27 protein-coding genes are annotated in these 26,089 nt (G+C 39.4%); 20 read left to right on the top strand and 7 right to left on the bottom strand.

The genetic code is table 11. The features are described 5' to 3' along the window. Window positions 1-91 precede the first annotated feature (91 nt). The 9 genes from OW157_RS06885 (at window position 92) to OW157_RS06845 (ending at window position 7,026) form a co-directional block, all read left to right on the top strand. Complete coding sequence (locus OW157_RS06885; RefSeq protein ID WP_268752608.1) at window positions 92-1,009, top strand: LysR family transcriptional regulator; 918 nt, start codon at window positions 92-94, stop codon at window positions 1,007-1,009. A 15-nt stretch (window positions 1,010-1,024) separates the two neighbouring features. Beyond that, window positions 1,025-2,410 carry an L-cystine transporter gene (locus OW157_RS06880; RefSeq protein ID WP_268752607.1) on the top strand — a complete coding sequence of 462 codons (1,386 nt, stop codon included), beginning with the start codon at window positions 1,025-1,027 and terminating at the stop codon, window positions 2,408-2,410. Window positions 2,411-2,593: 183 nt separating this feature from the next. Continuing rightward, window positions 2,594-3,175: an alkaline shock response membrane anchor protein AmaP gene (gene amaP / locus OW157_RS06875; protein WP_268752606.1), complete on the top strand. Its 582-nt coding sequence runs from the start codon at window positions 2,594-2,596 to the stop codon at window positions 3,173-3,175. A gap of 15 nt (window positions 3,176-3,190) precedes the next feature. Beyond that, the gene (locus tag OW157_RS06870; RefSeq protein ID WP_268752605.1) at window positions 3,191-3,400 is read left to right on the top strand and encodes a DUF2273 domain-containing protein; all 210 of its coding nucleotides are present in this window, start codon (window positions 3,191-3,193) and stop codon (window positions 3,398-3,400) included. Between the two features lie 98 nt (window positions 3,401-3,498). After that, entirely contained in the window at window positions 3,499-3,957 is a 459-nt protein-coding gene (locus tag OW157_RS06865; RefSeq protein ID WP_268752604.1) for an Asp23/Gls24 family envelope stress response protein, read from the top strand. 78 nt (window positions 3,958-4,035) lie between these two features. Beyond that, window positions 4,036-4,620 carry a DJ-1 family glyoxalase III gene (locus OW157_RS06860; RefSeq protein WP_268752603.1) on the top strand — a complete coding sequence of 195 codons (585 nt, stop codon included), beginning with the start codon at window positions 4,036-4,038 and terminating at the stop codon, window positions 4,618-4,620. Beyond that, on the top strand, window positions 4,613-4,861 hold the full coding sequence (gene yidD, locus OW157_RS06855) for a membrane protein insertion efficiency factor YidD (RefSeq protein ID WP_268752602.1): 249 nt from the start codon (window positions 4,613-4,615) through the stop codon (window positions 4,859-4,861). The genes OW157_RS06860 and yidD overlap by 8 nt, the downstream gene beginning before the upstream one ends. A gap of 173 nt (window positions 4,862-5,034) precedes the next feature. Further along, on the top strand, window positions 5,035-6,057 hold the full coding sequence (locus OW157_RS06850) for a branched-chain amino acid aminotransferase (protein ID WP_268752788.1): 1,023 nt from the start codon (window positions 5,035-5,037) through the stop codon (window positions 6,055-6,057). Between the two features lie 318 nt (window positions 6,058-6,375). After that, window positions 6,376-7,026, top strand: a complete 651-nt coding sequence (locus OW157_RS06845) for an HD domain-containing protein (protein WP_268752600.1) — start codon at window positions 6,376-6,378, stop codon at window positions 7,024-7,026. 9 nt (window positions 7,027-7,035) lie between these two features. Here the strand turns inward: OW157_RS06845 and OW157_RS06840 are convergent, their stop codons facing one another. Next, a complete protein-coding gene (locus tag OW157_RS06840) occupies window positions 7,036-7,572 on the bottom strand; it encodes a DNA-3-methyladenine glycosylase I (protein WP_268752599.1) in 537 nt (178 codons plus the stop codon). 73 nt (window positions 7,573-7,645) lie between these two features. Between OW157_RS06840 and OW157_RS06835 the strand changes: the two genes are divergently transcribed. The 4 genes from OW157_RS06835 (at window position 7,646) to OW157_RS06820 (ending at window position 12,054) form a co-directional block, all read left to right on the top strand. Further along, window positions 7,646-9,136, top strand: a complete 1,491-nt coding sequence (locus OW157_RS06835; RefSeq protein WP_268752598.1) for a Spo0B domain-containing protein — start codon at window positions 7,646-7,648, stop codon at window positions 9,134-9,136. Beyond that, complete coding sequence (locus tag OW157_RS06830; RefSeq protein WP_268752597.1) at window positions 9,108-9,806, top strand: response regulator; 699 nt, start codon at window positions 9,108-9,110, stop codon at window positions 9,804-9,806. The genes OW157_RS06835 and OW157_RS06830 overlap by 29 nt, the downstream gene beginning before the upstream one ends. A 150-nt stretch (window positions 9,807-9,956) precedes the next feature. Beyond that, window positions 9,957-10,997, top strand: a complete 1,041-nt coding sequence (locus OW157_RS06825) for an AEC family transporter (protein WP_268752596.1) — start codon at window positions 9,957-9,959, stop codon at window positions 10,995-10,997. A gap of 55 nt (window positions 10,998-11,052) precedes the next feature. Beyond that, window positions 11,053-12,054 (top strand): NAD(P)-dependent oxidoreductase, encoded by a 1,002-nt coding sequence (locus tag OW157_RS06820; RefSeq protein WP_268752595.1) that lies wholly within the window; start codon window positions 11,053-11,055, stop codon window positions 12,052-12,054. A gap of 59 nt (window positions 12,055-12,113) precedes the next feature. Here OW157_RS06820 and dhaL read toward each other — a convergent pair whose 3' ends face one another. The 4 genes from dhaL to OW157_RS06800 all read right to left on the bottom strand — a co-directional run bounded on the left by dhaL (window position 12,114) and on the right by OW157_RS06800 (window position 15,081). Continuing rightward, on the bottom strand, window positions 12,114-12,686 hold the full coding sequence (gene dhaL / locus OW157_RS06815; RefSeq protein ID WP_268752594.1) for a dihydroxyacetone kinase subunit DhaL: 573 nt from the start codon (window positions 12,684-12,686) through the stop codon (window positions 12,114-12,116). A 14-nt stretch (window positions 12,687-12,700) separates the two neighbouring features. After that, window positions 12,701-13,690 carry a dihydroxyacetone kinase subunit DhaK gene (dhaK, locus tag OW157_RS06810; RefSeq protein WP_268752593.1) on the bottom strand — a complete coding sequence of 330 codons (990 nt, stop codon included), beginning with the start codon at window positions 13,688-13,690 and terminating at the stop codon, window positions 12,701-12,703. 12 nt (window positions 13,691-13,702) lie between these two features. Beyond that, entirely contained in the window at window positions 13,703-14,086 is a 384-nt protein-coding gene (gene dhaM, locus OW157_RS06805) for a dihydroxyacetone kinase phosphoryl donor subunit DhaM (RefSeq protein WP_268752592.1), read from the bottom strand. Window positions 14,087-14,184: 98 nt separating this feature from the next. Beyond that, entirely contained in the window at window positions 14,185-15,081 is an 897-nt protein-coding gene (locus tag OW157_RS06800) for a cation diffusion facilitator family transporter (RefSeq protein WP_268752591.1), read from the bottom strand. A gap of 127 nt (window positions 15,082-15,208) precedes the next feature. On the opposite strand from OW157_RS06800, the gene OW157_RS06795 reads away from it, so the two are divergent. Both OW157_RS06795 and OW157_RS06790 read left to right on the top strand, forming a co-directional pair. Continuing rightward, window positions 15,209-15,568: a MerR family transcriptional regulator gene (locus OW157_RS06795; protein ID WP_268752590.1), complete on the top strand. Its 360-nt coding sequence runs from the start codon at window positions 15,209-15,211 to the stop codon at window positions 15,566-15,568. Between the two features lie 47 nt (window positions 15,569-15,615). Further along, window positions 15,616-18,528, top strand: a complete 2,913-nt coding sequence (locus tag OW157_RS06790; protein ID WP_268752589.1) for an insulinase family protein — start codon at window positions 15,616-15,618, stop codon at window positions 18,526-18,528. A gap of 125 nt (window positions 18,529-18,653) precedes the next feature. On the opposite strand, the gene OW157_RS06785 is transcribed toward OW157_RS06790, so the two are convergent. After that, window positions 18,654-18,845, bottom strand: a complete 192-nt coding sequence (locus OW157_RS06785; RefSeq protein ID WP_268752588.1) for a hypothetical protein — start codon at window positions 18,843-18,845, stop codon at window positions 18,654-18,656. A 12-nt stretch (window positions 18,846-18,857) separates the two neighbouring features. Then, window positions 18,858-19,529, bottom strand: a complete 672-nt coding sequence (locus OW157_RS06780) for a hypothetical protein (RefSeq protein WP_268752587.1) — start codon at window positions 19,527-19,529, stop codon at window positions 18,858-18,860. 225 nt (window positions 19,530-19,754) lie between these two features. Here OW157_RS06780 and OW157_RS06775 point away from each other — a divergent pair, with 225 nt between their 5' ends. From OW157_RS06775 to gltX, 5 genes are all read left to right on the top strand, one after another. Beyond that, window positions 19,755-21,206: an alpha-amylase gene (locus tag OW157_RS06775; protein ID WP_268752586.1), complete on the top strand. Its 1,452-nt coding sequence runs from the start codon at window positions 19,755-19,757 to the stop codon at window positions 21,204-21,206. Window positions 21,207-21,217: 11 nt separating this feature from the next. Then, on the top strand, window positions 21,218-21,763 hold the full coding sequence (locus tag OW157_RS06770; protein ID WP_268752585.1) for a dCTP deaminase/dUTPase family protein: 546 nt from the start codon (window positions 21,218-21,220) through the stop codon (window positions 21,761-21,763). Between the two features lie 15 nt (window positions 21,764-21,778). After that, entirely contained in the window at window positions 21,779-23,164 is a 1,386-nt protein-coding gene (radA, locus tag OW157_RS06765; protein ID WP_268752584.1) for a DNA repair protein RadA, read from the top strand. Window positions 23,165-23,195: 31 nt separating this feature from the next. Continuing rightward, complete coding sequence (locus tag OW157_RS06760) at window positions 23,196-24,362, top strand: PIN/TRAM domain-containing protein (protein WP_268752787.1); 1,167 nt, start codon at window positions 23,196-23,198, stop codon at window positions 24,360-24,362. 105 nt (window positions 24,363-24,467) lie between these two features. Continuing rightward, window positions 24,468-25,943: a glutamate--tRNA ligase gene (gene gltX, locus OW157_RS06755; RefSeq protein ID WP_268752582.1), complete on the top strand. Its 1,476-nt coding sequence runs from the start codon at window positions 24,468-24,470 to the stop codon at window positions 25,941-25,943. Window positions 25,944-26,089 lie beyond the last annotated feature (146 nt).

Below are 26,089 nucleotides of genomic sequence, written 5' to 3'. Positions count from 1 at the left end.
GTGAGCAGATTAGGCGGTTTTTACTTCCCAAGTAAGTTATGATATTAGTGTTATTTTCTATTGAATAGAGCTTTTATTTGGGGAGGAAGCAATGAATTTTCAGCAATTGAAATATGCCGTAGTCGTCGCTGAAGCAGGTTCCTTTAGAGAGGCAGCCCGACGCTTATTTATGGCGCAGTCTAGTTTATCCACGGCAATCAAAGAATTAGAAGCTGACTATCAGATTCAGATTTTTGAACGGACTAAACGCGGAGTTTTTATTACTGACCAAGGCGCAGAGTTTCTCTCTTATGCTCGAGATGTTTTGTCCCAAGTTGAAGTCTTAGAGAATCGATATTTGGGAGCTAATACCAAGCGTTTGTTCTCTGTTTCTGGCCAACATTATGACTTTGTATCGGAAACCTTTGCCCAATTAGTGGCAGAAGATGAAGACCAGGGGCATGATTATCGCCTGTTAGAAACATCCACTAACCAAGTTTTGGATGATGTGCGAACGGCTTATAGTGAGCTGGGAATTCTCTATATCAATGATTATAACAAAAAAGTAATAAAACAGTTTTTGAGTCGCTATGATTTGGAGTTTTATGCTTTAGGGACCTTTGCTAATCATATTTTTGTGGGGAATAATCATCCCTTAGCAGATTATGAAGTGGTGGGTCTCGAAGACTTAAAGGCTTATCCTAGTCTAAGTTTTGCTCAGGACCAAGGGAGCTCTCAACAATTAATTGAGGAGACTTTCTTGCCCTTAGAGCACCAACAAGGCACTGTGTATGTGTCAGATCGCGCGACCGCCATTAATGTTTTGGTGGAAACACCTGCCTATTTGCTAGGTACAGGAATCTTAACCTCACAATTCCAACATTTAATGAAGACTATCCCTTTGGCTGAATCCCAGTATGGTCAAGTAGGCTATATTCAACGTCGCTACCAAGAATTAAGTGTCATAGCACAACAGTTTATTACATTATTGCAAGCCAATGTTCCCCTTTCTGATGGGGAAAATAGGTAATTTAGGAGGGAAAATATGTCAGTTGTACTTACATTATTGGTTTTTCTTATAGGGCTTTACGCCTTAAATCAATTGGCTAAGAAACATGTCAAATACTCAAACCGAGTATTTATCGGTCTCGGTATGGGGATTGTTTTTGGTGCCATTATTCAGCTATTATTCCAAGCCGATTCAGATACAACCACTACTATTATTGATTGGGTTTCTGTTGTGGGATCGGGTTATGTACGTCTATTGCAAATGTTAGTTACCCCATTAATTTTTGTGTCCTTGGTACGAGCCTTTACAACAGTTCAAGGAGAAAATAATATTGGGAAAATTGGTTCAAATGTCTTAACGACTTTAATTATAACAGTAGCTATTGCTTCCTTTATTGGGCTAGCAACGACCGTATTGTTTAACCTGGATGGTGCGACTTTAGTACGTGGGGACCAAGAAATTGAACGGATTGCCCAAATCAAGGAAAGTCAATCTGAACTAGTAGGGATGACTTTGCCTCAACAATTGTTGAGTTTCTTGCCTACTAATGTTTTTGAAGATTTTGCTGGTTTACGACCAACATCTAATATTGGTGTGGTTGTTTTCTCTAGCTTTATTGGAGTGGCTTATTTAGGAGTTGCTCGTAAGCAGCCAGAATTAGCAGCTACTTTCAAAAATGCGATGGACGCCTTGCATGCTATTGTGATGCGTATCGTAACATTAATCTTGCGTATTGCGCCTTATGGTATTTTTGCCTTGATGACTAAGGCTGTTGCTACGGCTAGCTTTGAATCCTTGAAGAATATGGGAATCTTTGTTGTGGCGTCTTATGTGGCCTTTGCCATTATGTTTATTATCCATGGCCTTATTTTGGCTATCTTCAAGGTCAACCCTATTGATTTCTTCAAAAAAGCTTGGAACACCCTAAGTTTTGCCTTTACCTCTCGCTCTAGTGCAGGGGCTTTACCATTGACTATTGCCACTCAATCAGAAGCCATGGGTGTTGACGAAACCACTGCTAATTTCTCATCAACATTTGGTTTATCCATTGGTCAAAATGGCTGTGCTGGAATTTACCCTACTATGTTGGTAGCAGTTGTTGCTCCGACTGTAGGAATGGATTTATCTGATCCAATGACCTGGTTGACTATTATTGGAATTGTTACAATTTCCTCTCTAGGAGTCGCTGGAGTCGGTGGGGGAGCAACTTTCGCTTCACTGATTGTCTTTGGTGCCTTAGGTTTACCAGTAGAAATTATTGGATTGATGGTTTCAATTGAACCGATTATTGATATGGGCCGGACTGCCTTGAACGTTAATGACTCAATGATTGCCGGTGTCGTTTCTGCTCGGTTAACTAAGAGTCTTGACGATGATGTTATGAAAAATCCAGATAAACAAGTGGCTCCAGAAGCTTTATAAGATAAGTGATGAATTAATCAGAGAAGAGTGTGGCCTGTTGCTTCACTCTTCTTTTTTGTTGGTCAATTCTGGAAGCAGATTTGTGACCGTTTCCAGCCCTTTATACTTGCATCTTTGTTCATTTACAGCTATTCTAAACTTAAGTAATTATTATTTATGGAGAATATAGATGGAGGCGAAAATATGAGTGGGTTTAACCGATTTTGCCAAATTTTATTTGGTTTAATTTTTATTTTGACCCTAGTTTTAACAATCTCAGTGTTCTACCCAATTCCTTGGGTGAGCGATTTATTGGTTAACTATGTTTTACCGGTTGAATTGTACCGCTGGATTGTAGCTGGTATCTTAGCTGTGATTTTACTGCTAGCAGTTGTCATGTTCTTTAGTGCAGTCTTTGCTGCTAAAACTAAATCTGCCATTATTCAAGAGAGTGATAACGGTAAGATTAAATTGACAAAAAATGCATTGGAATCCACAGCATTACGGGTTTTAGACCAGTATGATGAAGTGAAGTATCCTAAGGTAAATTCAAAATTGATTAAGAAGCCTGAAGATACTAAGCTTTATGTTTCATTTGAGATGACTGATGGTCATGATGTATTGGATATGGCTGCTGATATCCAAACCCATATTATTAATGCGGTAGAATTGACCTTGGGTGTTCCTTTGAAACATGTTGAAGTCAAGATGCAAGAAGTACGACCAAGTCAAAGTAATGAACAAATGGAAGCCAATCGTAAGGCTGCCAAGTCACGCGTACAATAGGAAAGGAGAATGACTATGGATAAGCAACCAAATATTGACTGGAAGAAATATCGGGGTCGAGTTCTCGGTTTATTAATCGGATTTGTCTTCTCCCTCTTATGGGTGACAATCGGATTTGCTGAGACACTCTTGGTCTTATTGATTGTAGGTGTCGGTTACCTAGTAGGTGCCTACTATGATGGTAACTTTGATCTTAACGCTTGGTTGGCATACTTTTTCAGATAAGCTAACCCGTATTGCTTGCATTTTTATGTGAGTAAGTTACCATTAAGTTATAGTTGTTCGAAGGAATTTAACTAATTTTCTTAAGGAGGAAATATTTTATGGCTCAAAATGAAAATGTACAACATAAAAATACTTTAACTTTCGAAGGTAAAGTATTAGAAAAAATCGCTAATATTTCTGTTGAACGCATCGATGGTATCCTAGAATTAAAAGGAGACATCACTTCAGGAATCAAAGACTTCTTCTCTAGCAGCGAAGACAGCACTAAAGGTGTTAGCGCTGAAGTAGGTAGCAAAGAAGTTGCCTTAGACTTAGAAGTTGTTGCTGAATACGGCAAAGACTTAACTAAAGCCTTTGACAAAGCAGTTGAAGACATCAAGAAAAATGTTAAAGACATGACAGGTCTAACTGTTGTTGAAGTAAACATGAACGTTAACGACATTATGTCACGTGCTGAATACGAAAAATCTCAAAACGAAAAAGAACGTAAAGAAGCTGAAGAACGCCGCAAAGCAAACAAAAACGGTGAATACTCAGACGGTTCTCGCGTAGAATAATAGAATAATTACTTTGACAAGTGTTTAAGGTGGCTGGGGAGACCTAGCCATCTTTTTTAAAATGAAGGAGGATTATGTATGCGTGTTGCAATACTACTAGCTAATGGCTATGAAGAAGTCGAAGCCTTAACAGTTGTTGATTATTTACGGCGAGCGGAAATTACCGTGGATATGGTTTCTACGACAGGTTCCTTAAAAACAATAGGAGACCATGATATTGCTATCATGGCAGATAAGCTATTAGCCGATGTTAAAGCATCTGATTATGATTTATTGGTTACACCGGGTGGTTTTCCTGGTTCAGAAATGTTAGCTAGCAATGATCAAGTTATTAAGCTCTTGCAAGACCAACACCAAGAGGGGCGCTATATTGCCTCTATTTGTGCATCACCCTTAGTTTTAGATAAAGCTGGCATTAGTCAAGAAATTAAGGGAACTTGTTTCCCAGGATTAGAAGGGGATAAAGTACATTTTGCTGACCACCAAGAGGATCTTGTCGTTCAGGATAAGGAGCAAGCGGTAATTACTTCGCGAGGACCTGCGACTGCGGTTTATTTTGCCTTGGCTATTATTGACACTTTGTTAGGTAAGGAAAAACGTGATGAAATTGCTGAAGGCTTACTCTTACCATTAGTTGAAGATAGCGTAAAATCCCATGATTAAGGGTTTATTCATGCAAGCGGTGCGTTTCTATCAGAAGGCTATTTCTCCGGCCTTTCCCCCCTCTTGTCGTTACCAACCCACCTGTTCTCAATATATGTTAGAAGCCCTAGATAAACATGGGGCTATTAAAGGCTCACTCATGGGTGGGGCTAGAATTCTTCGTTGCCATCCTTGGGCTCAGGGAGGAAGCGATCCAGTGCCTGATCATTTCTCTTTGCGGGTGAACTCTGATCATAAATAAAGAATGCCCCAAATAAATTAATGGTTAAAAGTGATAAAATTGTCTGAATTGTCTATACAATTACCTGTTTTTTTGTTACACTATGTCTATCTTAAAAAAAGAAAAATTTAAATCATCAGAAGAAAACAACTGATTTCATTACTTTAGGGCTGATATAAGAAAGGTAGATTGATATGACAGTAGCAATTGAATGGGACAAACTTGGTTTTAACTATATGGACTTGCCGTACCGTTTTCGCGCGTATTGGCGTGACGGCGAGTGGTATAAAGAAGGTCTGGAAACAGATAAAAACATTACCATTGCTGAAGGGTCGACAGTTTTACATTACGGACAATCTGTTTTTGAAGGTTTGAAGGCTTTTCGTAGTCAAGAGGATGAGATTTTAATTTTCCGCCCCAATGAAAATGCCAAGCGGATGGTGGCTTCAGCAGAGCGTTTGTTAATGCCAGCTTATCCCGAGGAGAAATTTGTTGAAGCAGTCAAAGAAGTGGTGAAAGCCAATGCTGACTATGTACCACCTTATGGCTCTGGAGCCAGCCTTTACATTCGTCCTTATATGATTGGTGTGGGTGATAATATTGGAGTGGCTCCGGCCAAAGAATATATCTTCTCTATTTTCGTGATGCCGGTAGGACCTTACTATAAGTCAGGAATGGCACCAGGGGCTTTTGTAACCACTGATTATGACCGAGCTGCACCTAAAGGAACCGGTGCTAGCAAGGTAGGGGGCAACTATGGGGGAAGTTTAATTCCTGGCGAACAGGCGAAGACAGATGGCTATTCTGCTGAAATCTACCTAGATCCTAAAACCCATACTAAGATTGAAGAAGTCGGGTCTGCTAACTTCTTCGCCATTGAAAAAGAGAGCCATAAATTTATTACCCCTAAATCATCATCAATTCTGCCTTCAATTACTAAATATTCCCTTCTTTACTTGGCTGAACGTAAACTTGGTTTGGCTGTTGAAGAAGGTGATGTCTATATTGATGACCTGGATCATTATGCCGAAGCAGGTGCTTGTGGAACGGCAGCGGTTATCTCTCCGGTGGGGTCTATTACTCATCATGGAGATAAGCATGTTTTCTACTCAGAAACAGAAGTGGGACCAGTGACTCAACGTTTATATGATGAATTTACAGGCATTCAAACGGGTGACCGTCCTGCCCCTGAAGGATGGATTGTTAAAGTCGATTAGAAAAAACATGTAAAAAGTCGGTCACTGACACAAATCAGTGACCGACTTTTTTTAGTATGGGTAAGTATTTTAAAAAACCTTGTTGTCTGGGTCATTTTCTTTGAATAAGTCTAGAAAACCTTTGATAGCGGCGATAAGTGATACTAGGGCAGTAATAATAGAAATAAAGGTTCTAATTTTTTTCATAGTGATTCTCTCCTTATGAGTTTTTACTTCTTTCCCTATAAATTAACGGATTATTCTCTTCTTGTCAAAGATTAAGTTATAATAGAATTAATTTTATTAATGAATAGCTAAAAAGTTTAGTGAGGAGAATTTATGTTACAAGCAATTGCAGCTTTTGTCGAAAAAGACTTGGCTAAGGATAAGACAGGACATGATTTTCAACATATTTGTCGGGTTGTTCATTTAACTGCGCGTTTGGCCGATACTGAGGCCTTATCAATGGCAGAACGTGAACAAGCACTAGTAATGGCTTATCTTCATGATAGCTTAGATGATAAAATTTTTTCTAATATTGACCAGAAAAAGATACAAATCGCTGACTTGTTAGGCCGATTAGGGATGGATGACGAAGCTATTAAGCAAGTTTTATATGTCATCACCCATCTTTCCTTTAAGGCCAATTTGACTCAAAAACATCACTTACCATTGGCTGGACAAATTGTCCAAGATGCGGACCGCTTGGATGCCTTAGGGGCAGTGGGGATCGCTAGAGCTTGTTATTATGGAGGGGCCAAGGGGCAAAGTCTCTATGATGAAGAAGCACCACGTAGTCAAGCACACCTGCAAGCTGAAAATTATCGCCAGAATACGACTAGTGTGATTAATCATTTTTATGAAAAACTCCTTCATTTAGAGTCCTTGATGAATACACCATCTGGTCGCCAAATAGCTAGGCAACGAACTGTATTTATGGAAGAGTTTTTAGCGCAATTCTATGCGGAAGTAGATGCAAAGGATCTTTAAATTATGTTTTTAAGTCCTCTTAGACTTATACCAATCGCATTGGGGCTCATGGTGATCATAAATACCAATTGCTTCTAAGAAAGATTCAATAATGTTAGGGCCAACAAATTGAAACCCAGCGTCCTTCAAGCGCTTGACCATGGCTTGGGTATTTTTTGCCTCATCGTCAGGAAAGCTTTGCCCGACTTGCCAAATATAGTCAGAAAAATGTTGCTTTGCTTCGATGGCTAGCGCACATGAGGCGTTATTAATGATGGCTTTTATTTTTCTTTTGTTGCGGACAATACCAGCATCTTGGATTAAGCGTTCATAGTCAGTTTGGCTGTAGTGGGCAATTTTATTGTAATCGAAGTAATCGAAGGCAGTTTGGAAATTTTGACGTTTGTTAATAATGGTTTGCCAACTTAAACCGGCTTGCATGATTTCTAGACAGAGGTATTCAAAGATGATTTGGGAATCATAGCTGGCTTGGCCCCACTCATAATCATGGTAGTCTTGCATGGCTTGATTGGCTTCTTGGGCCCAATGGCATCGTTTGATAGACATAGAAGGGCTCCTTTCTATTTTGTAATATCAAAAAATTGTACAAATAAAAGTTATATATAAAGGAAATATTATTTTGATTAAATTATTAAAAAAATGGTGGCTGAGTACGACTGTCTTTACAAAGATAGCATTGAGTATTTCTATTGTAGTAGGAATTTTAGTAAGTACCTTATATATTATTTTAACCATTTCTCAATATCATAATATGGATAATAGTTATCGCCAAAGACTGACGCAAATAGGAGAAACGATTGCTAATGATGAACGAGTAATAGGAACAGTGAGGTCAGGAACGCTTTCAGAAGATATTGTTAATTATGCTGACCATTTAGAGAGATTGAATGACCTCGATTATATTGTGATTTTTGGTTCTGACTTAACACGATACACACATCCAAATCACCAATTAATTGGTAAACCTTACCAAGGTGATGATGATTATCATGAAGCACTAAATGGCCAAATTACAACTAACATTGGTAATGGTACCATGGGGCGTTCTATAAGAGCATATGTTCCTATTATAGATCCAAATACAAAGCGAGTAGCTGGCGTTGTGAGTTTAGGGACAATGGTAGATGCCTACTATCGTAATATTTATCAATCAGTTATATTTGGAGCATTAATATTAATTATAGTGTTAACATTAGGGTGTATCTTTTCGTATTTTATTTCAAAAGCAATAAAAAAGTCAATGTTAGGTATGGAACCAATAGATATTGCCCGAGTGCTTCAGGAACGAAAAGCAATGGTCGAAAACTCATTTGATGGGATTTTGGCAAGCGGGGATGGACGAGTTATCGTAAACAACCATTATATTTCTGAACACTTTAATTTAAGTGTGGGAGATATTTTAACTGATAAGTTACCAGAGTTTGATTCAATTAATTATGGGACTAGCGTACAAAAAATTTTTTATAGAAATTGGTTGATTTCTAAGTCTCCCATTCTAATGAAGAATGATACAATTGGTGATTTTTATATTATTCGAGACGTTGAAGAAATTGAACAATCGATCCAATCCCTTCATTCTGCTACTAAATATGGCCAAGCTATTCGAAATTATCACCATAATTATCTCAATAAGCTTCATGTGATTTATGGCTTAAATGAATTGGGTAATTACGAGCAATTAAAAATTTACCTTGATCGGTTACTAAATGAAGAAGTAAAAGATATTAATGCTATTCTAGTTTTAGTGGCAAATGTTAATGTAGCAGGTGTATTACTTGAAATGTCAGAAAATTTCAAGGCAGAGGGTATAAAATTTAAGTTGTATATTTCCGGAGAAATATCAAATACTATGACTGTAGCCCAAACAATGAAATGGAGACAAATGGTTAATAGACTATATAACTATCTCATTTCATCTGGTGTCAGTAAAGTCAGCACCAAATTAATCGAAACGAAGAAAAGTTTGATCATTACTTTTACAGTTGATATCAATTTAATAAATGATTGGAAAGAAAATAATGTATTAGTTACGGATCGACTAATAGTATATTATCAAAGTTATGAAAAGGATGTGCCAAGTAATGTATCAAATATTACTAATAGAAGATGATGTTATGGTTCAAACAATTAATAAACAATATATAGAACAGTTGGATGAATTTCAAGTGACATTCTTAGCTGATTGTATGCCCACAGCTTTAGACATCTTAGAAAAAAATCAAGCGTTTATTGATATCATATTTATTGATGATAATTTAGGCGGAAAAGAGGAAGGGATTAGTTATATTGGCTGGATTAAACAAAAGTACCCCAAGATTGAGTTGATAGTAGTTTCTGCTAATAGTAGTAAAGAAGCAATTCAATCTGCATACAATCTTGGAGCAAGTGATTATATATTAAAACCTTTTAATGCCCAACGATTACACAAAAGTTTAGAAAACTTTAAATTACGCAAGTTAGGGCACCATAATCAATTTACTCAAACCGATATTGATGGCCATTATCAACCACAAAATCGCAGCAACAAAAAAATCCTGCAATGGCTCGAAAAAACACCTCTGGAAAAAGGAATATCGTTTAAGACGTTACAACATATTTTACTAATTATTCAAACCTATCCTAATCAGTTTTCTATTAACCAATTAAGTCGCGATGGGGATTTATCTCATGTCACAATTCGCCACTATATTAATTTTCTTGTTGATAAAGAATATCTTACCGAAGAGATCGTATATCAAAAAAATGGTAGACCCTATAGCGTTTATCGAATATCTTGTTAAGCGTAAGAGGCTGGGACTTTAATCCCAGCCTTTTTTCATTAATTAAATAATTTAAAAAAATTAAATAACATTGTGAAATATATCACCATATATTAATCTATAGCTATAAAGCTAGCTATTCAAATATTAATAATATATGAGGTGTAAGGAATGAATATAATTGATACTATTATGACGACTTTCACGAACATGGAATTTCTTAGTGCGATTGCGTCAACCATTTTTATTATTTTAATTGGATACTATTGTAGAAAAACAGGAACCTTCAATGATAAAACTAGTAAGGTCTTATCAGGATTGGTATTAAAACTAGCTGTCCCATGTTTAGCTTTTAATGCTTTTATGAAAGATATTGATTACTTGCAATTAAAGCAAAGTATCGACGTATTAATTTGGGGATTTTTATTTTTAATAATTTTAATTTTTGTCACCAAACCTATATTTTCTCGCTACGATGACGTGACAAGTATGGTTATGTCTAATTTAGCTATCTTTGGTTCAACTACATTTTTTGGAATTCCTATTATTTCTGCAGTATTTGGAGATGAAGGGGTTATTTATGCCAATGTATTTAATATTGGTTATCGAGTGTTGCTTTATTCTTATTGTTATTTACAAATGTCTTCGCTTAAATTTGATAAAAATAATATGAAACAAATTTTCTTGAATCCGGTTATTTTGCTTACATTTGCAGGATTATTAATTTGGGTTTTCCAAGAATCGTTACCTCAAGTCTCAGTAACTGATGGAAATTATGCATTTTTACGTTTTGATATGACTGCACCATGGATTTATAAACCAATGGATTATCTTGGAAGTTTATCATCCCCATTAGCATGGTTAGCGATTGGGTCAACTTTAGGAGGTATCCCATTTAAAGATGCTACTGCTGATTCTCGAGTTTGGTACTATGCATTCATTAAACAAATTATTGTCCCTCTATTAAATGTTTTACTAATTCTTGTTTTGAATGCTTTGGGACTAAGTCATATGGCTTATGTCGCTATCGCAACGACTGTTGTTATGATGGCTACACCTCCAGCAACAGTAGCTGTTAATTATGCTATCGGATTTGATAAACAACCATTATTGGCATCTAACGCATCATTAATTTCAACTGTTATGGCTGTTATTGCAATCCCAATTTGGTTGATTATTTTGCAGATGTTAAGTCAAATAGGGTTAGTTTAATCGTCAATGTTATAGTTTAGAAGCACATAAAATTCAATGATAAAGGAGTAATAAAATGAAAATTGCATGTTATGGTGTTCGCGCCAATGAAGTAGAATCCTTTAAAAAATATAATAAATATGATTATGTTTTGACTTTAATAGAAGAGTTATTGACTCATGACAATATTGAGACTGCTAAAGGCCATGATGCAGTCTTGTTGAGAGGAAATTGTGTCGCTGATGAAAAAAACTTAGGCATAATGAAAGATTATGGAATTAAGTTAGTTTTTACACGAACAGTGGGAGTTGATCATATTGATCTTGCAGCAGCTAAAAAATTTGGGCAAATCATTGCTCGTGTACCAGGTTATTCTCCGAATTCAGTTGCTGAATTAGCCTTTACTTTAGGTTTAACTTTGTTACGTAATGTGCAATATACTGCCAATCAAACAGCTAAAGGTGATTTTAGAGTAACGCCACAAATGTTTAGTCGTGAAGCTCGTAATTGCACTGTTGGGATTATTGGTACTGGACGAATTGGAATAGAAGAAGCCAAAATGTATAAAGGCATGGGTGCTCGCGTAATTGGTTATGATATTTATCAGTCAGAACCCGCAAAAGAAGTTTTAGAATTTGTAGAAACGCAAGATGAATTGTTGCAGCAGTCTGATATTGTGTCTCTTCACGTGCCATATATTGCAGGCGAAAATGATCAGATGATTAACTCAGAATTTATTAGCAAATTGAATGATAAGGCGATTATTGTTAACACTGCTCGTGGTCAATTGCAAGATAATGAAGCTATTGTTCAGGCCATTAAGGATAATCAGTTATATGGCTTTGCGGCTGATGTATTGCCTAATGAAGGAGAAGTATTCTTTAAAGAATTTTCAGATATTAGTGAAATACCAGATAAATCCGTTCAAGAGATGTTACATTTATATCCTAAAGTGATTTTAACACCACATGTAGGGTCTAATACGGATGAAGCGTTAAAAAATATGATTGAAATTTCTTTCGATAATTTTAATGAGTATCTAACACATGGTTTGTTGACTAATGAAGTTACTTTATAACTAATAATATAATAAAATCCTAGGTGATTGCCGATTTAGTCACCTAGGATTTTTATTATTTAAACTTGTTTGAATACATTTTTGAAGAGATAGTAAGACGATTCAGCACCAGGATCCATTTCTCCAACTGATCGATCACCATAGTAAGAGGCCCGGCCTTTGCTAGCTTTCATCGCAATAATTTCGTCTCGGGCTTGGTCAAGGCGGTCAATGCTGATGTCATCAGCTTCTAGGGCATCGATAGCAGCTTGCCACATATCGACCATCGTTTTCTCACCTGTTTCTGCTTTACCTCGTTGTTTAATCTTATCTAAACCAGCAGCGAAAATAGCGGTTAAGTCGTCAGAGTTTTTGACAGCTGTCGCCATGGCTAGGAAGGCTGAACCATAAAGGGGGCCAGATGCACCTCCAATTTTACTCATTAGAAGTTGGGCAACTTGCATAAAAAGATCTGAGGTATTTTCGGCTGGTTTTTCAGCAAGCTTATCTTCTACGGCTTTGGCGCCTCGGGCCATATTATTACCATGGTCGCCATCGCCAATTTTTTGATCAAGTTGACTAAGGTAGTCCTTGTTAGCTTTTAAATCTGCTAGCCAGTCGTCTAACCATGCTTGGTTTTTTTGTAATTCCATTGTCTTCATTCCTCCTACCATGCTAGTACATCAACGGGTGCCTGTAGGGCCGTTAACCAGTCGGTATGGTCAAGATGCAAGAGAGTTAATGAAGCCCCTTGCATTTCTAGACTCGTCATCAGTTCGTCTACTTTGACCCATTTTATCTTGAGGCCGTCTTCTGCGAGCAAGGCTTGCACATCGTTCCAGAAGATATAAAGTTCCATTTGTGGAGTGCCGCCCATAGAATTAACTAAGACAGCGTATTCATCGCCTGCTTGCCAGTCAAAAGTTTTCTTGAGTTGTTGGACCAATTCAGCTGCCATATCATGGGAGCTTTTGATTTTTTCGCGCCGGTAACCAGGTTCTCCATGAATTCCAATACCAAACTCAAATTCATCGTCAGCAATGTCAAAACCAGGTTTGCCTACTTCAGGAACAGTTGCCGCAGTTAGAGCTAGTCCAATAGTATTTAAGTTAGCGTTAACTTGTTCGGCAATCTCACTTAGTTCACTGAGGGATTTGCCTTGGTCGGCGTAGTAGCCCATAATTTTGTGCATTAAAACAGTTCCCGCAACGCCACGTTTTCCAGCAGTAAAGGTGGAATCTTCGATAGCAATATCGTCATCAACAACAATAGCAGCTGTTTGGATACCTTCTGCTTCAGCGAATTCTTGAGCCATTTCGAAGTTCATGACATCACCGGTGTAGTTCTTGATGATTAAAAAAACACCTTGGCCATTATCAGAGGCTTTGATGGCAGTTAAGATTTGGTCAGGGGTTGGGGAAGTAAAGACTTCACCACATACTGCAGCAGATAACATGCCTTGCCCCACAAAACCAGCGTGACTGGGTTCATGACCAGAGCCTCCGCCAGAAACTAATCCAACTTTATCAGGTGTTTCTGCTATACGGTGGATAACATTGGATTCGGGCAATCGTTCCAATAAATCAGGATGAGCACTTGACATTCCTTTTAACATGTCATTGACGACTTGGCTGGGATCATTGATAATCTTTTTCATGGTCAGTCCTCCTTAGGCTTGATCTTTGATGGCTTGCAATAAATCGTCATGTGAGGCGCCAATAGTGGTTTGTACTGCGGCCACATAGGCTGACTCCACAATAGGGCTCTCGAGAATGGTGACTCTTTCCTTCTTGTCATCATCTAGAAAGTCTAGAGCAGTTTCACTAGATAAGACGGCACTACCCATATCAGTAAATAAATATATTCTTTCCCCTTGGGCAGCTTGAATTTGTTCTAAGACCCGAGTCGGGGAAGTGCCGATTTCTCCCTCTTCAGTTCCTCCTGCAGATAAAACTTCAAAACTGTTGTCTTCATTGGGAACCATTTCTTCTAAAAGTGCTTTAATCCCATCAGTAATTTGTAGGCTATGGGAAACCAAAATCAATGTTTGCATAAGTGCCTCCTTTTTTGAATCCGATTACACCTTTATTTTAGCAATATTAATAGGGGGTGACAAATGATTCAATTAAGGCGGCTAAGTTGCATTGGTTTTTAATGATTTTCTTTGGGTAAATGACTTTTTTCATAGGGTTCGACATGGACATCAACCATTTCAATAAAATGGGTCATATAGAGAACTTTTTCGACGGCAATGGTGATATCGTGACCATCTCTCACCGAGAGATTCGGGTCTACTAAGATGGTGACATCGAGGTAGACATGGGGACCATAGTTACGGCCACGTAGATCCTTTATAGCCAGTACCCCTGGAACTTTGTTGATGGTGGTTTGATAGCGGTCGATATCAGCAGCTGAGAAACCATCAGACAGAGCAAAGGTAGATTCAGCAAATATTTCCCAACCTGCCTTGATAATAATTAAACCGATAACTAAGGCCATTAACCCATCCAACCAATAAAGATTGAATTGGCTGGTGAAGATTGCGCCAGCAGTCAGTAAGGAGGTTAGGGCATCAGCTAAATTATCCTTGGCTGAGGCTTTTAGGGCACTGCTTTTTATTTTGCGGGCGATGTTATTATTGAAAGTATAGACTGCTAACATGAGCAAAGCTGAGCCGATAGCAATCCAAACCGTGTTAGGGTCGGGTGCTTGATTGATACTAGGGGTGAGGATGTCTTCGATAGAATTAAGGCTTACCTGAATACCAATATACAAGATAATAAAAGAGACCATCAAGGTAGTGATGGCTTCAAACTTCCGGTGACCATATTGGTGGTTTTTGTCAGCTGGACGATAGGCGACTTGCACACCGATTAATAGGACAGTAGATGAAATGGTATCAGAAAAGTTATTTAGTCCATCTGCGAATAAGGCTTGTGATCCTAAGCGATGACCAAAGAGTAACTTGGCACCAGCAATTACCGCATAAGCTAGGATGGCAAGAAGGGTTCCTCGGCGCGCCCAACGTAATTCTTCTTGATTTGACATGACTGACCTCCTTAGACTTTAATGCTTTCCAATTATACTACAAAAAGCTGGGGAGTATAAGTTGACTTCATATGTTAACTAAATTAACATTAGCTTAATTATTAATGACAATGAGGGGGAGATTGCAATGAGAGAAAAGGAGTTACGACGGTCTTTGGCTGTTTTTCCGATTGGCACGGTGATGAAGTTAACTGATCTCAGTGCACGCCAAATTCGTTATTATGAAGAACGCCAATTAGTGAAACCGCAACGAACGGATACCAATCGTCGGATGTATTCCTTAAATGATGTGGATCGTTTATTGGAAATAAAGGATTACATCCAAGAAGGTTTGAGTGTGCAAGCAATCTATAATAAATATCATCGTCCTAAGAGTAAAAGCAAAGAAAGACAGCTCACCGATGAAGATGTGCGTCAGATTCTTTATAATGAGATTCTTAATCAAGGGGGCTTTGTCCAACCTGAGGACTTCAGCCATAATTATTAAGTAATGCTCAAGGCAGAATTTTTAGTAATTGAAGGGATAGATAAGTAGTGACAAATTATAAGCATGGTTTTAATGAAATAAGTAAAGAATATCTTGCCGACATCGATGCGACAGTTTGGCGATTTGACCATCCGCAATCAGGTGGCCAGGTCATGTGGATAGATAATGATGACCGTAATCGTAGTTTTGCCATTGGTTTTTTAACCCCTCCGGAAGATTCAACAGGTGTAGCACATATCGTTGAACATTCGGTCTTATCAGGGTCACGTAAGTATTCGGTTAAAGACCCCTTCATGCAAATGATGAAGACCTCTATGGCAACTTTTCTTAATGCCTTAACTTTTTCTGATATGACTGTATATCCGGTGTCGTCTATGAATGAAGAGGATTTTCATCATTTAATGGATGTGTACTTGGATGCGGTTTTTTATCCTAAGATGTTAAGTCAGCCGAATATCTTTAAGCAAGAGGGTTGGCACAAGGAAATTTTAAGTTCAGAAGATCCTATTACTATAAGTGGGGTTGTTTATAACGAAATGCGGGGTGCTTTTGCTGATGTCGATCGTGCCATTGTGAGTGCGGTGGCAGAAAATCTCCATCCTCAGTCGACTTATAGCCATGAATCGGGTGGGAATCCTTATGTTATTCCTGACTTGACCTATCAAGACTTTTGTCGATTCCACCAAGACCACTACCGCCCTGATAATGCCTTGCTATGTTTATATGGCGCAGTAGATATAGACCGTGCTTTAGCCCAAATTGATGAGGAATATTTTGCTGAGTTTACGACTAATGATCAGCCGATTAGCCTGGCCTTGCCAACTATTCCATGTGAAAACAAAGTAAAAACGCTGACTTATCCTGCTGATGACACGATGACCGCAGACCAACATTCTTATTTGACTTATACGCTACCCTTTACCACTGTGACTAATAGGGAGGAAGCTTTCTTGCTACCACTATTGGCTGAGGCTTTGGTAGATGCTGAAGCTAGTCCTTTGCGTCAAGCGATAGTTGAAGCAGGCTATGCTGAAGACATTTCCGCCTATCCGGCTGATGGGTATTATCAAGATTTTGGCATCATTGTAGAGAATATGAACAGCCAACAAGCTGACCAAATCGTAGCTATTATTGAAGAGACTCTAGCTAGGGTAGCAAAACAGGGTCTTGACCGCAATTTGCTGGCAGCGATTATGAATTCCCGTGAATTTTATTACCGTCAAGCAGGTGGGGCCATGCGCGGCATTACCCACAGTATTCAGATGTTATCTGTATGGCGTTATGGTGAACGGCCGCTCTCTGGTTTGGAATATGAGTCGTCTTTTGCTTTCTTTAGAGAGCAATTACAGAGCGATTACTATGAAAAGATTATTCACAATCGTCTAGTTGAGGCTAAGACTAAGCAAGTATTAATTCATGAACCGCAAGCTAATTATTTTATCAGCCAGGACCAGACTTTAGAAGAAAAACTGGCCCAAGAAAAAGCCCGACTCTCACAAGCAGAAATTGATCAGCTTATTCAAGATAATCTATCTTTACGTGAGTATCAAAATCAAGCAGATCAAGCAGAAGACTTAGCGAAGTTGCCACAATTGCACTTAGACGATGTCCCCACAAAAACTCAAGTGATTCCAGAAGAAACGCTGTCTCACTCACCACTAATCCTTTTTCATGGCCAAGAGGCAGCTGGTGTGCGTTATATTAGCTTGTCTTTTGCCCTTGATCAAATTTCAGCGGATGCCATTCCTTATCTCAAAGACTTAGCCATCCTTCTAGGCGCTCTGCCTACTGAAAACTATAGCTACCAAGATTTGGATACAGAATTAATGAAGTTAACAGCGGGCTTGTCCTTCCAACCTAAAGTTTACGCCTTGGATAGTGAGTCTTATAAGAGTCAAATGGCGATTGATTTTGCGGCGATTGGAGATAATAGTCAACCGGCCTTAGACTTAGTTACAGAAATTATTACTTGTTCTGACTTTAGCCAAAAAGCTCGGATTAAAAATATATTAACCCGGGTTAAAACCGAGATGGAACAATACTTTGAAGCTTCAGGACACCAAGCGGCTTTAGCACGTTTGCGGTCTTTCTACTCTCAAGCCAGCCTTTACGGTGAACGCTTAGCTGGTCTTGCCTACTATGACCACTTGGTTGAATTTTTGGCTCATTTTGATCAAGAATTCGCTAGTTGGCAAGAGCGAATTCGAGAAATTAATAACTTAATTTGGGATCGTGACCGCTTAATCGTGAGTTTGGCTGCAGATGCATCGGATAAAGAAAGCTTGCTAACAGAGCTGCAAGCTTTTGCTCATGGTTTAACTTCTTCTGGGCGTCAAGTTCAAGCATTTCCTGATTTGGAGCTACCAACCATTAATAGTCAAGCCATTACGACCAATTCAAATGTTCAATATGTGGCAATGGGTGGCGGTTTTGCTAGTGATGATTATCGCGGCCAAGCCTTGGTGTTAGCTAATATCGTGTCTAAGGGTTACCTCTATGATCATATCCGTGTCCAATCCGGAGCTTACGGTGCTGGCTTAACGATAAGACCTTCTGGTGATTTGGGAGCTTATTCTTATCGTGACCCTAAACTTGATCAAAGCTTAACTACTTACCGAGGTATAGGGGAATCGCTTCGTAAACTATCATTGTCCCAATCTCAGTTAGACCAATTTATTATTGGTTCAATGAAAGCCTTCCACTATCCCATCACTCCAGCCAAGGCTAACCAAGTCATGTTAACCCGTTATCTAAAAGGCATAAGTAAGGAAGCGATTGATCGTCGGCTTACCGAAGCCTTAGCAACCAGTCTGACTGATTTGCAAAGCTATGCTGACTTTGTGGATAAGATTATGGCTGATCCAGCAGTTGTGGTAATAGGCAACAAGCAAAATATCTTGGACAGTAAATTCGCCTTTGACCATATACGTGCCTTGAAAGAAAAAGAACAAAGTGATTAATAAAATATCAATTCACGTCACAATTCATTAGACAAAACTCCCCCTAGAGTAGTACTAGCAATGAGTCTACTTTAGGGGGAGTGTTCTCTATTAATTGAATGAGGCATTTACCATAAGTGGCTTAATTATTCTAAGCCCATATATTGACCAAAAGTAATAACGACAAAGGCAAGGATAAGTAGGACTCCAGCAACGACTTTAATGCGCCCTTCTTCGGCAGTAGTCATGCCTTCCTGGCTCTTACCTTTAAACATGATATAGACATTCAATAGGATGGTTCCTATAGCTAGGAGCATCCCTAGGGTATAGCGACTCATAATCATTCCTCCTTATTCAAGGGAATCGGTGTATTGAATTTCAACCCGAGTTTTGACGGCTTGGCCCTTAGTGCGTCCGGTTCCGTTAATCTCCCAAATAATGGTATTAATCGGTTGATTTATTGAGGAAGGATTCAAACGGATGCTAATCTGGTGTTGAGCTCCGGGGCTTATTTGTTGGCTTGCGACAGAGTTTAACAGGTGGAGTAAGTCATCATTTTCACCAGCAAATTCGATTTGTGTGGATTGGGGGTATTGCTGCCAAGTTCCTTCTTGGGCAATCACATTGAAGAGCTGCTGCACTTGTTGGGAGCTGAGTAAAGTGACGCGGTCAATTTCCTGATTAGAATGGGCGGATTGTAGCCATTCATCATTATTTTCCCGAATATAGGTAGTGCCATCGTTCTCTTGTTTCATTTCTAGATATTGGTGGTCTTGGTCATTTTGTTTGACGATAATTTTAGCTTCAGTCATTTTATCATCATTAACTGTAATCTGATTCGTTTTTTGCGCTTGACCATGGCTATTAGGATCTTGTTGGTCGATAAGGGTTGTTTGTTGGTAATTGGCTTGTTCAGCGAAGGATTGGTTAACTGAATCTGTAATTTCTTGACTGTTGTTGACCTGGCAACCCGCTAATAGACCAAGCATGGTCACAGAGACTAATAATGATTTTAATTCCATAGTAAGAGCTGCTCCTTAGTGATGAGTAGTGAGAGCCGATATTATCGACTCTTAATTTGTTGAAGTACAATATCTTATCTTATTCTACAAGAGATTAGTAAGCTTTTAAAGCAGATTAACAATGAAAATCAGGGAATTTTTTTGAAATCTTTTAGGGATTAGCAATGATAAGCCTGCGTATTTCTAGTATAATAAGGAGACGACTTTTCTGGAAGGGGAGGAATTATGCCTAATCCAACGATGATGCAATATTTCGAATGGGAAATGCCAAGTCAGCATGACCATTGGCAACGCTTGAGTCAGGATGTTGACCATTTAAAAGCCATGGGAATCAGTCATTTATGGCTACCACCTGCTAGTAAGGCAGTTGCTAGTCAAGATGTTGGCTATGGAATTTACGATCCGTATGACTTAGGCGAGTTTCCACAAAAAGGAGGCATCCCTACTAAATACGGCAGTAAAGTTGATTATCAAACAGCAATTAAACACTTAAAAGCAGCTGGCATCAAACCGCTAGCTGATTGGGTACTTAACCATCGGGCAGGAGCCGACCAAACTGAAACTTTCCCTGCTTATCCGGTAGATCCATTTGATCGGCAACATAAGTTAGGTGCACCTCGTCAGCTTGAAGGGTGGACCAAGTTTACCTTTCCCGGCCGAGGCACTAAATATTCTGATTTTAAATGGGATTGGACCTGTTTCTCAGGAGTTGACTATGACCAGGCCCGTGATGAAACAGGTATTTTCATGATTAAAGGATTTAAAAAAGGCTGGGCTCATGGCGATTATGTAGCCCCAGAAAATGGCAATTATGATTATCTGATGTTTGCGGATGTTGATTATTCCAATGACCGAGTGGCTGATGAAGTGATTGCTTGGGCCAAATGGATGATTCAAGAAACAGGGATACAAGGCTGTCGCTTGGATGCTATCAAACATGTGGATAGCCGTTTTATCTACCGTTTATTAAAGGAAATTTACCAAGACTATCCAGAGTTCTATGTAGTGGGTGAGTACTGGGAAAATGATACGCCTGCCTTATTGCATTATTTAGAACAGACTGACCAGCAGTTACAACTCTTCGATGTTGTCCTACATTTTAATTTTCACCAGGCAGCTGTTCAAGGAGCAGACTACGATTTACGTGAGCTATTTTCCGGCAGTCTTGTAGTTACTCATCCCGATGCGGCAGTGACTTTTGTTGACAACCATGACTCTCAACCTGGCCAAGCCCTGGAATCTTGGGTAGGAGAATCTTTTAAAGCCCAAGCTTATGCATTAATTTTATTGCAGGCCCAAGGCTTACCTTGCCTCTTTTATGGGGATTACTATGGTATTGCAGCAGGGGAAGACTATCAAGGGATGGCAAAAATTTTAGACAAACTTCTGTCCTTACGTCGTCACCATGCTTATGGGGAGGAAATTCAGTATTTTGATGCGCCTCATTGTATAGGTTTGACCCGGCAAGGTGATATTGACCATCCGGGAGGCTTAGCTCTCCTAGTTTCTAATGCTGGCGCCCAAGAAAAGCGTATGTCGGTGGGCCCTAGTCATGCAGGAGAATATTGGGTGGACTGCTTATCTAACCAAGCACCTGTACAGATTGATGACCAGGGTTATGGTATATTTACTTGTTCTCATACCGGACTTTCTGTCTGGTTACCTAAAAAAGATTAGAGGAGGATATAATGGCACAACGTGGATTTGAATTTGTATCGACTTATGCAGACCAAGGGCTTAACCTGCCAATGCGTCAAACATCTGGCTCAGCAGGCTATGATATTGCTGCTGCTGAAGATGTTACCATACCTTCCATTTGGCAAAGAGGGGTTATGGCAACCTTATTAATGAGTGAAGCAGGGAAATCTAATAAAGATTGGCAGACGGCCTTAGAAAAAGCGCCAGCCATTAAACCGGTCTTAGTAGCAACTGGTATTAAGGCTTATATGCCCCAAGATGAGTACCTACAACTGACTTGCCGGTCTTCTAACCCCTTGAAACGATCACTAATCTTACCCAATGGCGTAGGGATTATTGATAGTGATTATTATGGTAATAACGATAATGAAGGCCATATTTATGTCCAACTGTTAAATTTTGGCCTTGAAGATGTCCATATCAAAAAGGGCGACCGTATCGCTCAAGGGATATTCTTATCTTATCAAAAGACGGACCAGGACATTGATAATGGTGTTAAACGCCAAGGCGGTTTTGGCAGTTCAGGACAAAACTAAGAAAGAAGGAAAGTAATGGCAAAGAAGACAAGTATTCATTATATTTGCCAGGCTTGTGGCTATGATTCTCCGCGTTGGTTGGGACGCTGTCCTAACTGTGGGGCCTGGAATCAAATGGAGGAAGAACGGATTGGCGGGAAGGCTATTGTCCATCCCGAAGACCAAGAGCCCATCCATAAAGGTTATAAGAGTCATAAACCTCAACGGATTAAGAGTGTGACTGCAGAAGCTGAAAGCCGAGTAAAAACGCCTTGGCAGGAATTTAACCGTGTTCTCGGCGGCGGTGTTGTGGCAGGGTCCTTGGTTTTACTTGGGGGCGACCCTGGTATTGGGAAATCCACTCTTTTGCTCCAAGTTTCCATGGCTTTGAGTCAAAATCAAGGCACTGTGCTCTATGTTTCTGGAGAAGAAAGTATGCAACAAATAAAGATGCGGGCTGATCGTTTAGGATTTAAGGATCCGGATTTTTATGTTTATGCAGAAACAGATATGGCTGAGATTAGGTCAGCGATTGCAGAGATCAAACCTCAATTCTTGGTGGTTGATTCTATTCAAACGATGACTCATGAGGAAAGCAATGGCATTGCTGGCTCGGTGAGTCAAGTAAGGGAAACAACTGCTGAGTTGATGGCTTTAGCTAAACAAAACGGTATTGCTACCTTTATTGTGGGCCATGTCACAAAAGATGGGAATATTGCTGGACCACGGATGTTGGAACATATGGTGGATACGGTTTTATACTTTGAAGGGGAAAAACATGATTCCTATCGGATTTTACGAGCCGTCAAAAATCGCTTTGGTTCTACTAATGAAATGGGCGTTTTCGATATGCAGACTGATGGACTTAAGGAAGTGGCCAATCCAAGTCAACTTTTCCTAGAGGAACGTTTAGCTGGTGCAAACGGCTCAGCTGTAGTTGCTTCTATGGAAGGGACGCGACCCATTCTCACAGAAGTGCAAGCCTTACTAGCACCAACTGCCTTTGGGAACGCTCGTCGAACCGCTTCGGGTCTAGACTACTCACGGGTGACTTTGATTATGGCAGTGCTAGAGAAACGTGCGGGTTTAATGTTACAAAACCAAGATGCCTATCTCAAGTCGACAGGTGGTGTCCGTTTGGATGAACCGGCTGTGGATTTAGCGATTGCAGTAGCTATTGCTTCATCCTATTGGGAAAAGGAAACCCAAGCCACTGATTGTTTTGCCGGTGAAATTGGTTTAACAGGTGAAATTCGCCGGGTGACACGTTTACAAGAACGAGTTAATGAAGCCTATAAACTTGGTTTTAAACGTATCTTTGTACCTAAGGGATCTAGTCAGGGACTAGAAAAACCGGATGGAATCCAAGTCGTGGGAGTAACCACCCTACGCGAAGTCTTAAATACAGTATTTCCTAGATAAACAAAGACTGATTTTTTAAGGAGGTGACATAATGTCAAGAAAAAATGAAACACGCCTTTTTCGGCTTTTATTTATGTTAGTCGGTGCTAGTATGGGATACTATCTTTTGCCAATCTTCTGGCGATTTCTTGGTCAAGACCAAGGACTGATTAATAATGCTATTGTCAATCTTATTTTAGGTGCACTTATTTTCTATATTTTATTTGAATTGCTCAAAGGGTGGATGCAAGGCTTATTTTCTAACTTAGTTGACCAGATTAAACAACTCTCTTTAGGGAAATTATTGACTTCAATTTTAGGGCTTATTTTAGGGTTGATTTTAGCCTGGTTAGCCAATATACCAATTATTGGTTTTAATGTTCCCTTTATCTCGAATGTTTTACCCTTTGTCCTAACAGTGGTCCTAGGATTTATTGGTTATTATATTGGAAGTAGCCGTAGTGAAGAGATTCAAGCCTTCTTTACCCGTTTGCCACGTTTGGTAGCTAATGAGGAAAATGATGAGATCAAAGAAAACGGTCAAGAAATTAACCCAGACCAGGCATCAAGTAATAATGAGTTAGCGCTAGTCAACACGTCGACTTCAACGAATCCAGATGCTGTTTTTCAGGTCTACAAAATTTTGGATACTAGTGTCATTATCGACGGTCGAATTCTAGATGTTATTCGGGCTGGCTTTGTTGAAGGGATTATTTTGGTGCCCAATTTTGTGCTTAAAGAATTACAATACATTGCTGATTCTGCTGATAGTGTTAAACGCGTGCGAGGTCGGCGTGGTTTAGACGTGTTAAATAAACTGCAAACGGAAAACCATTTACCAGTAGAATTTACTGATAGTGATTTCGACCAAGAAGAAGATGTGGACTTGAAGCTCTTACTTTTGGCGCGCCAGGTCAATGGGGTAGTGGTGACTAATGACTACAATCTTAATAAGGTGAGCCAGCTCCACCAAATTAAGGTACTTAATTTAAATGAATTAGCAAATGCTTTGAAGATGGTTGTGATTCCTGGTGAGCGTATGACTGTTCGTATTATCAAAGTTGGCACCGAACGCCAACAAGGGGTAGCCTATCTCGATGACGGCACCATGGTCGTTGTTGAAGACGGTAAGCACCATATGGATGAAAACTTAGAAGTTGAAATCACCTCATCCATCCAAACCAATGCTGGAAAAATGATCTTTGCCAAGATTGTTTAGATGAGAAGGGTGCGATGAAAAGCAGTAAGACCAAGATTTTGCCCTTGCTAAGAGAAGTGATACAATAATAAAGAAGTTTCAAAAAATTTGAGGAGGAATGCTGCAATGGCTGACAAAGTAAGAGTACGGTATGCACCAAGCCCAACAGGACATTTGCACATTGGGAATGCGCGTACAGCCTTATTTAACTACTTATTTGCTCGTCATAACAATGGCGATTTCATTATTCGAATCGAAGACACTGATACCAAACGTAACCTAGAAGACGGAGAACGTAGCCAATTAGATAACTTAACTTGGTTAGGTATGGATTGGGATGAAGGTCCAGACAAGGGTGGCGACTTTGGTCCTTACCGTCAATCTGAACGTAATGAAATTTACCTTAAATATATTGAACAATTAATTGCAGAAGGTAAAGCGTACTATGCTTATGACACATCAGAAGAGATTGAAGCGGAGCACCAAGCCCAAATCGACCGTGGTGAAGCCCCACGTTATGTTGGTAAATGGCGTGATGCCAGCGAGGAAGAACGAGAAGCAGCTCGGGCTGAAGGGCGTCCACAATCTGTTCGTTTCCGCGTACCAGAAGATGGTGTTTACCGTTTCGAAGACATGGTTAAAGGGGATATCAAATTTGAATCCAAAGATATTTCTGGTGACTTTGTTATCTTAAAACAAGACGGGCAGCCAACTTATAACTTTGCAGTTGTTGTTGATGACCATCTTATGGAAATTACCCATGTTTTACGGGGTGACGACCATATTGCTAATACACCAAAACAAATGATGGTTTATGAAGCATTAGGTTGGGAGGCACCTGTTTTTGGTCATATGACTTTGATTACCAATGCTGAAACTGGGAAGAAACTCTCTAAACGTGATGAAAGTATCTTACAATTTATTGAGCAATATCGTGATTTAGGTTATCTTCCTGAAGCAATGTTTAATTTCATTGCTTTGCTTGGTTGGTCGCCTAAGGGAGAAGAAGAAATCTTTAGTCAAGAAGAATTGATTGAAATCTTTGTTACAGACCGTCTCTCTAAATCGCCAGCAGCCTTTGATAATAAGAAGCTAGAATGGATCAATAACCGCTACATGAAGTCTGCTGATTCTGAACGTGTGGCAAAATTAGCTATTGACCATTTACAACGAGCTAATCGCGTGAGTGAGAATGCTGATGCTGAAGAAAAAGCCTGGACAGAAAAACTAGTCTCGCTCTACCAAGATGAAATGTCTTATGCTGCGCAAATTGTGCCATTATCAGAAATGTTCTTCCAAGAAGAATTGGAAATTGCTCCTGAAGCCAAGGAAATCCTCCAAGGCGATGACGTCGCAACTGTCTTAACTAGCTTCCGCGAAAAATTAGCAGCGGTTTCTGAAGAACAATTCACTGAAAGTGAGATTATGGCAGCCATTAAAGCTGTCCAAAAAGAAACAGGGATCAAAGGGAAAAACCTTTATATGCCTATTCGAGTGGCAACTTCTGGCGAACAACACGGTCCTTCAATTGGCTTGACTATTGAAGTTTTAGGTCCTAAAAAAGCTCTTCACCACTTAGATCAAGCGATTGCTGGATTATAATTAAAACGTTATTTCTCAATGCGAGTTCGACTGTGAGGATGAGATGAAAAACGATTAGCCCCAAAGGATTTGTCTGAAAATGGGAAGTATTCGCAGAATACTGACTCATTTGCAGACAATACACAATACTGATGGGGCTGTTTTTC

The sequence above is a fragment of the Aerococcus kribbianus genome (assembly GCF_026805545.1).
In the GTDB taxonomy this organism is placed as follows: domain Bacteria; phylum Bacillota; class Bacilli; order Lactobacillales; family Aerococcaceae; genus Aerococcus; species Aerococcus kribbianus.
This window is presented reverse-complemented; position numbering and strand designations above follow the sequence as displayed.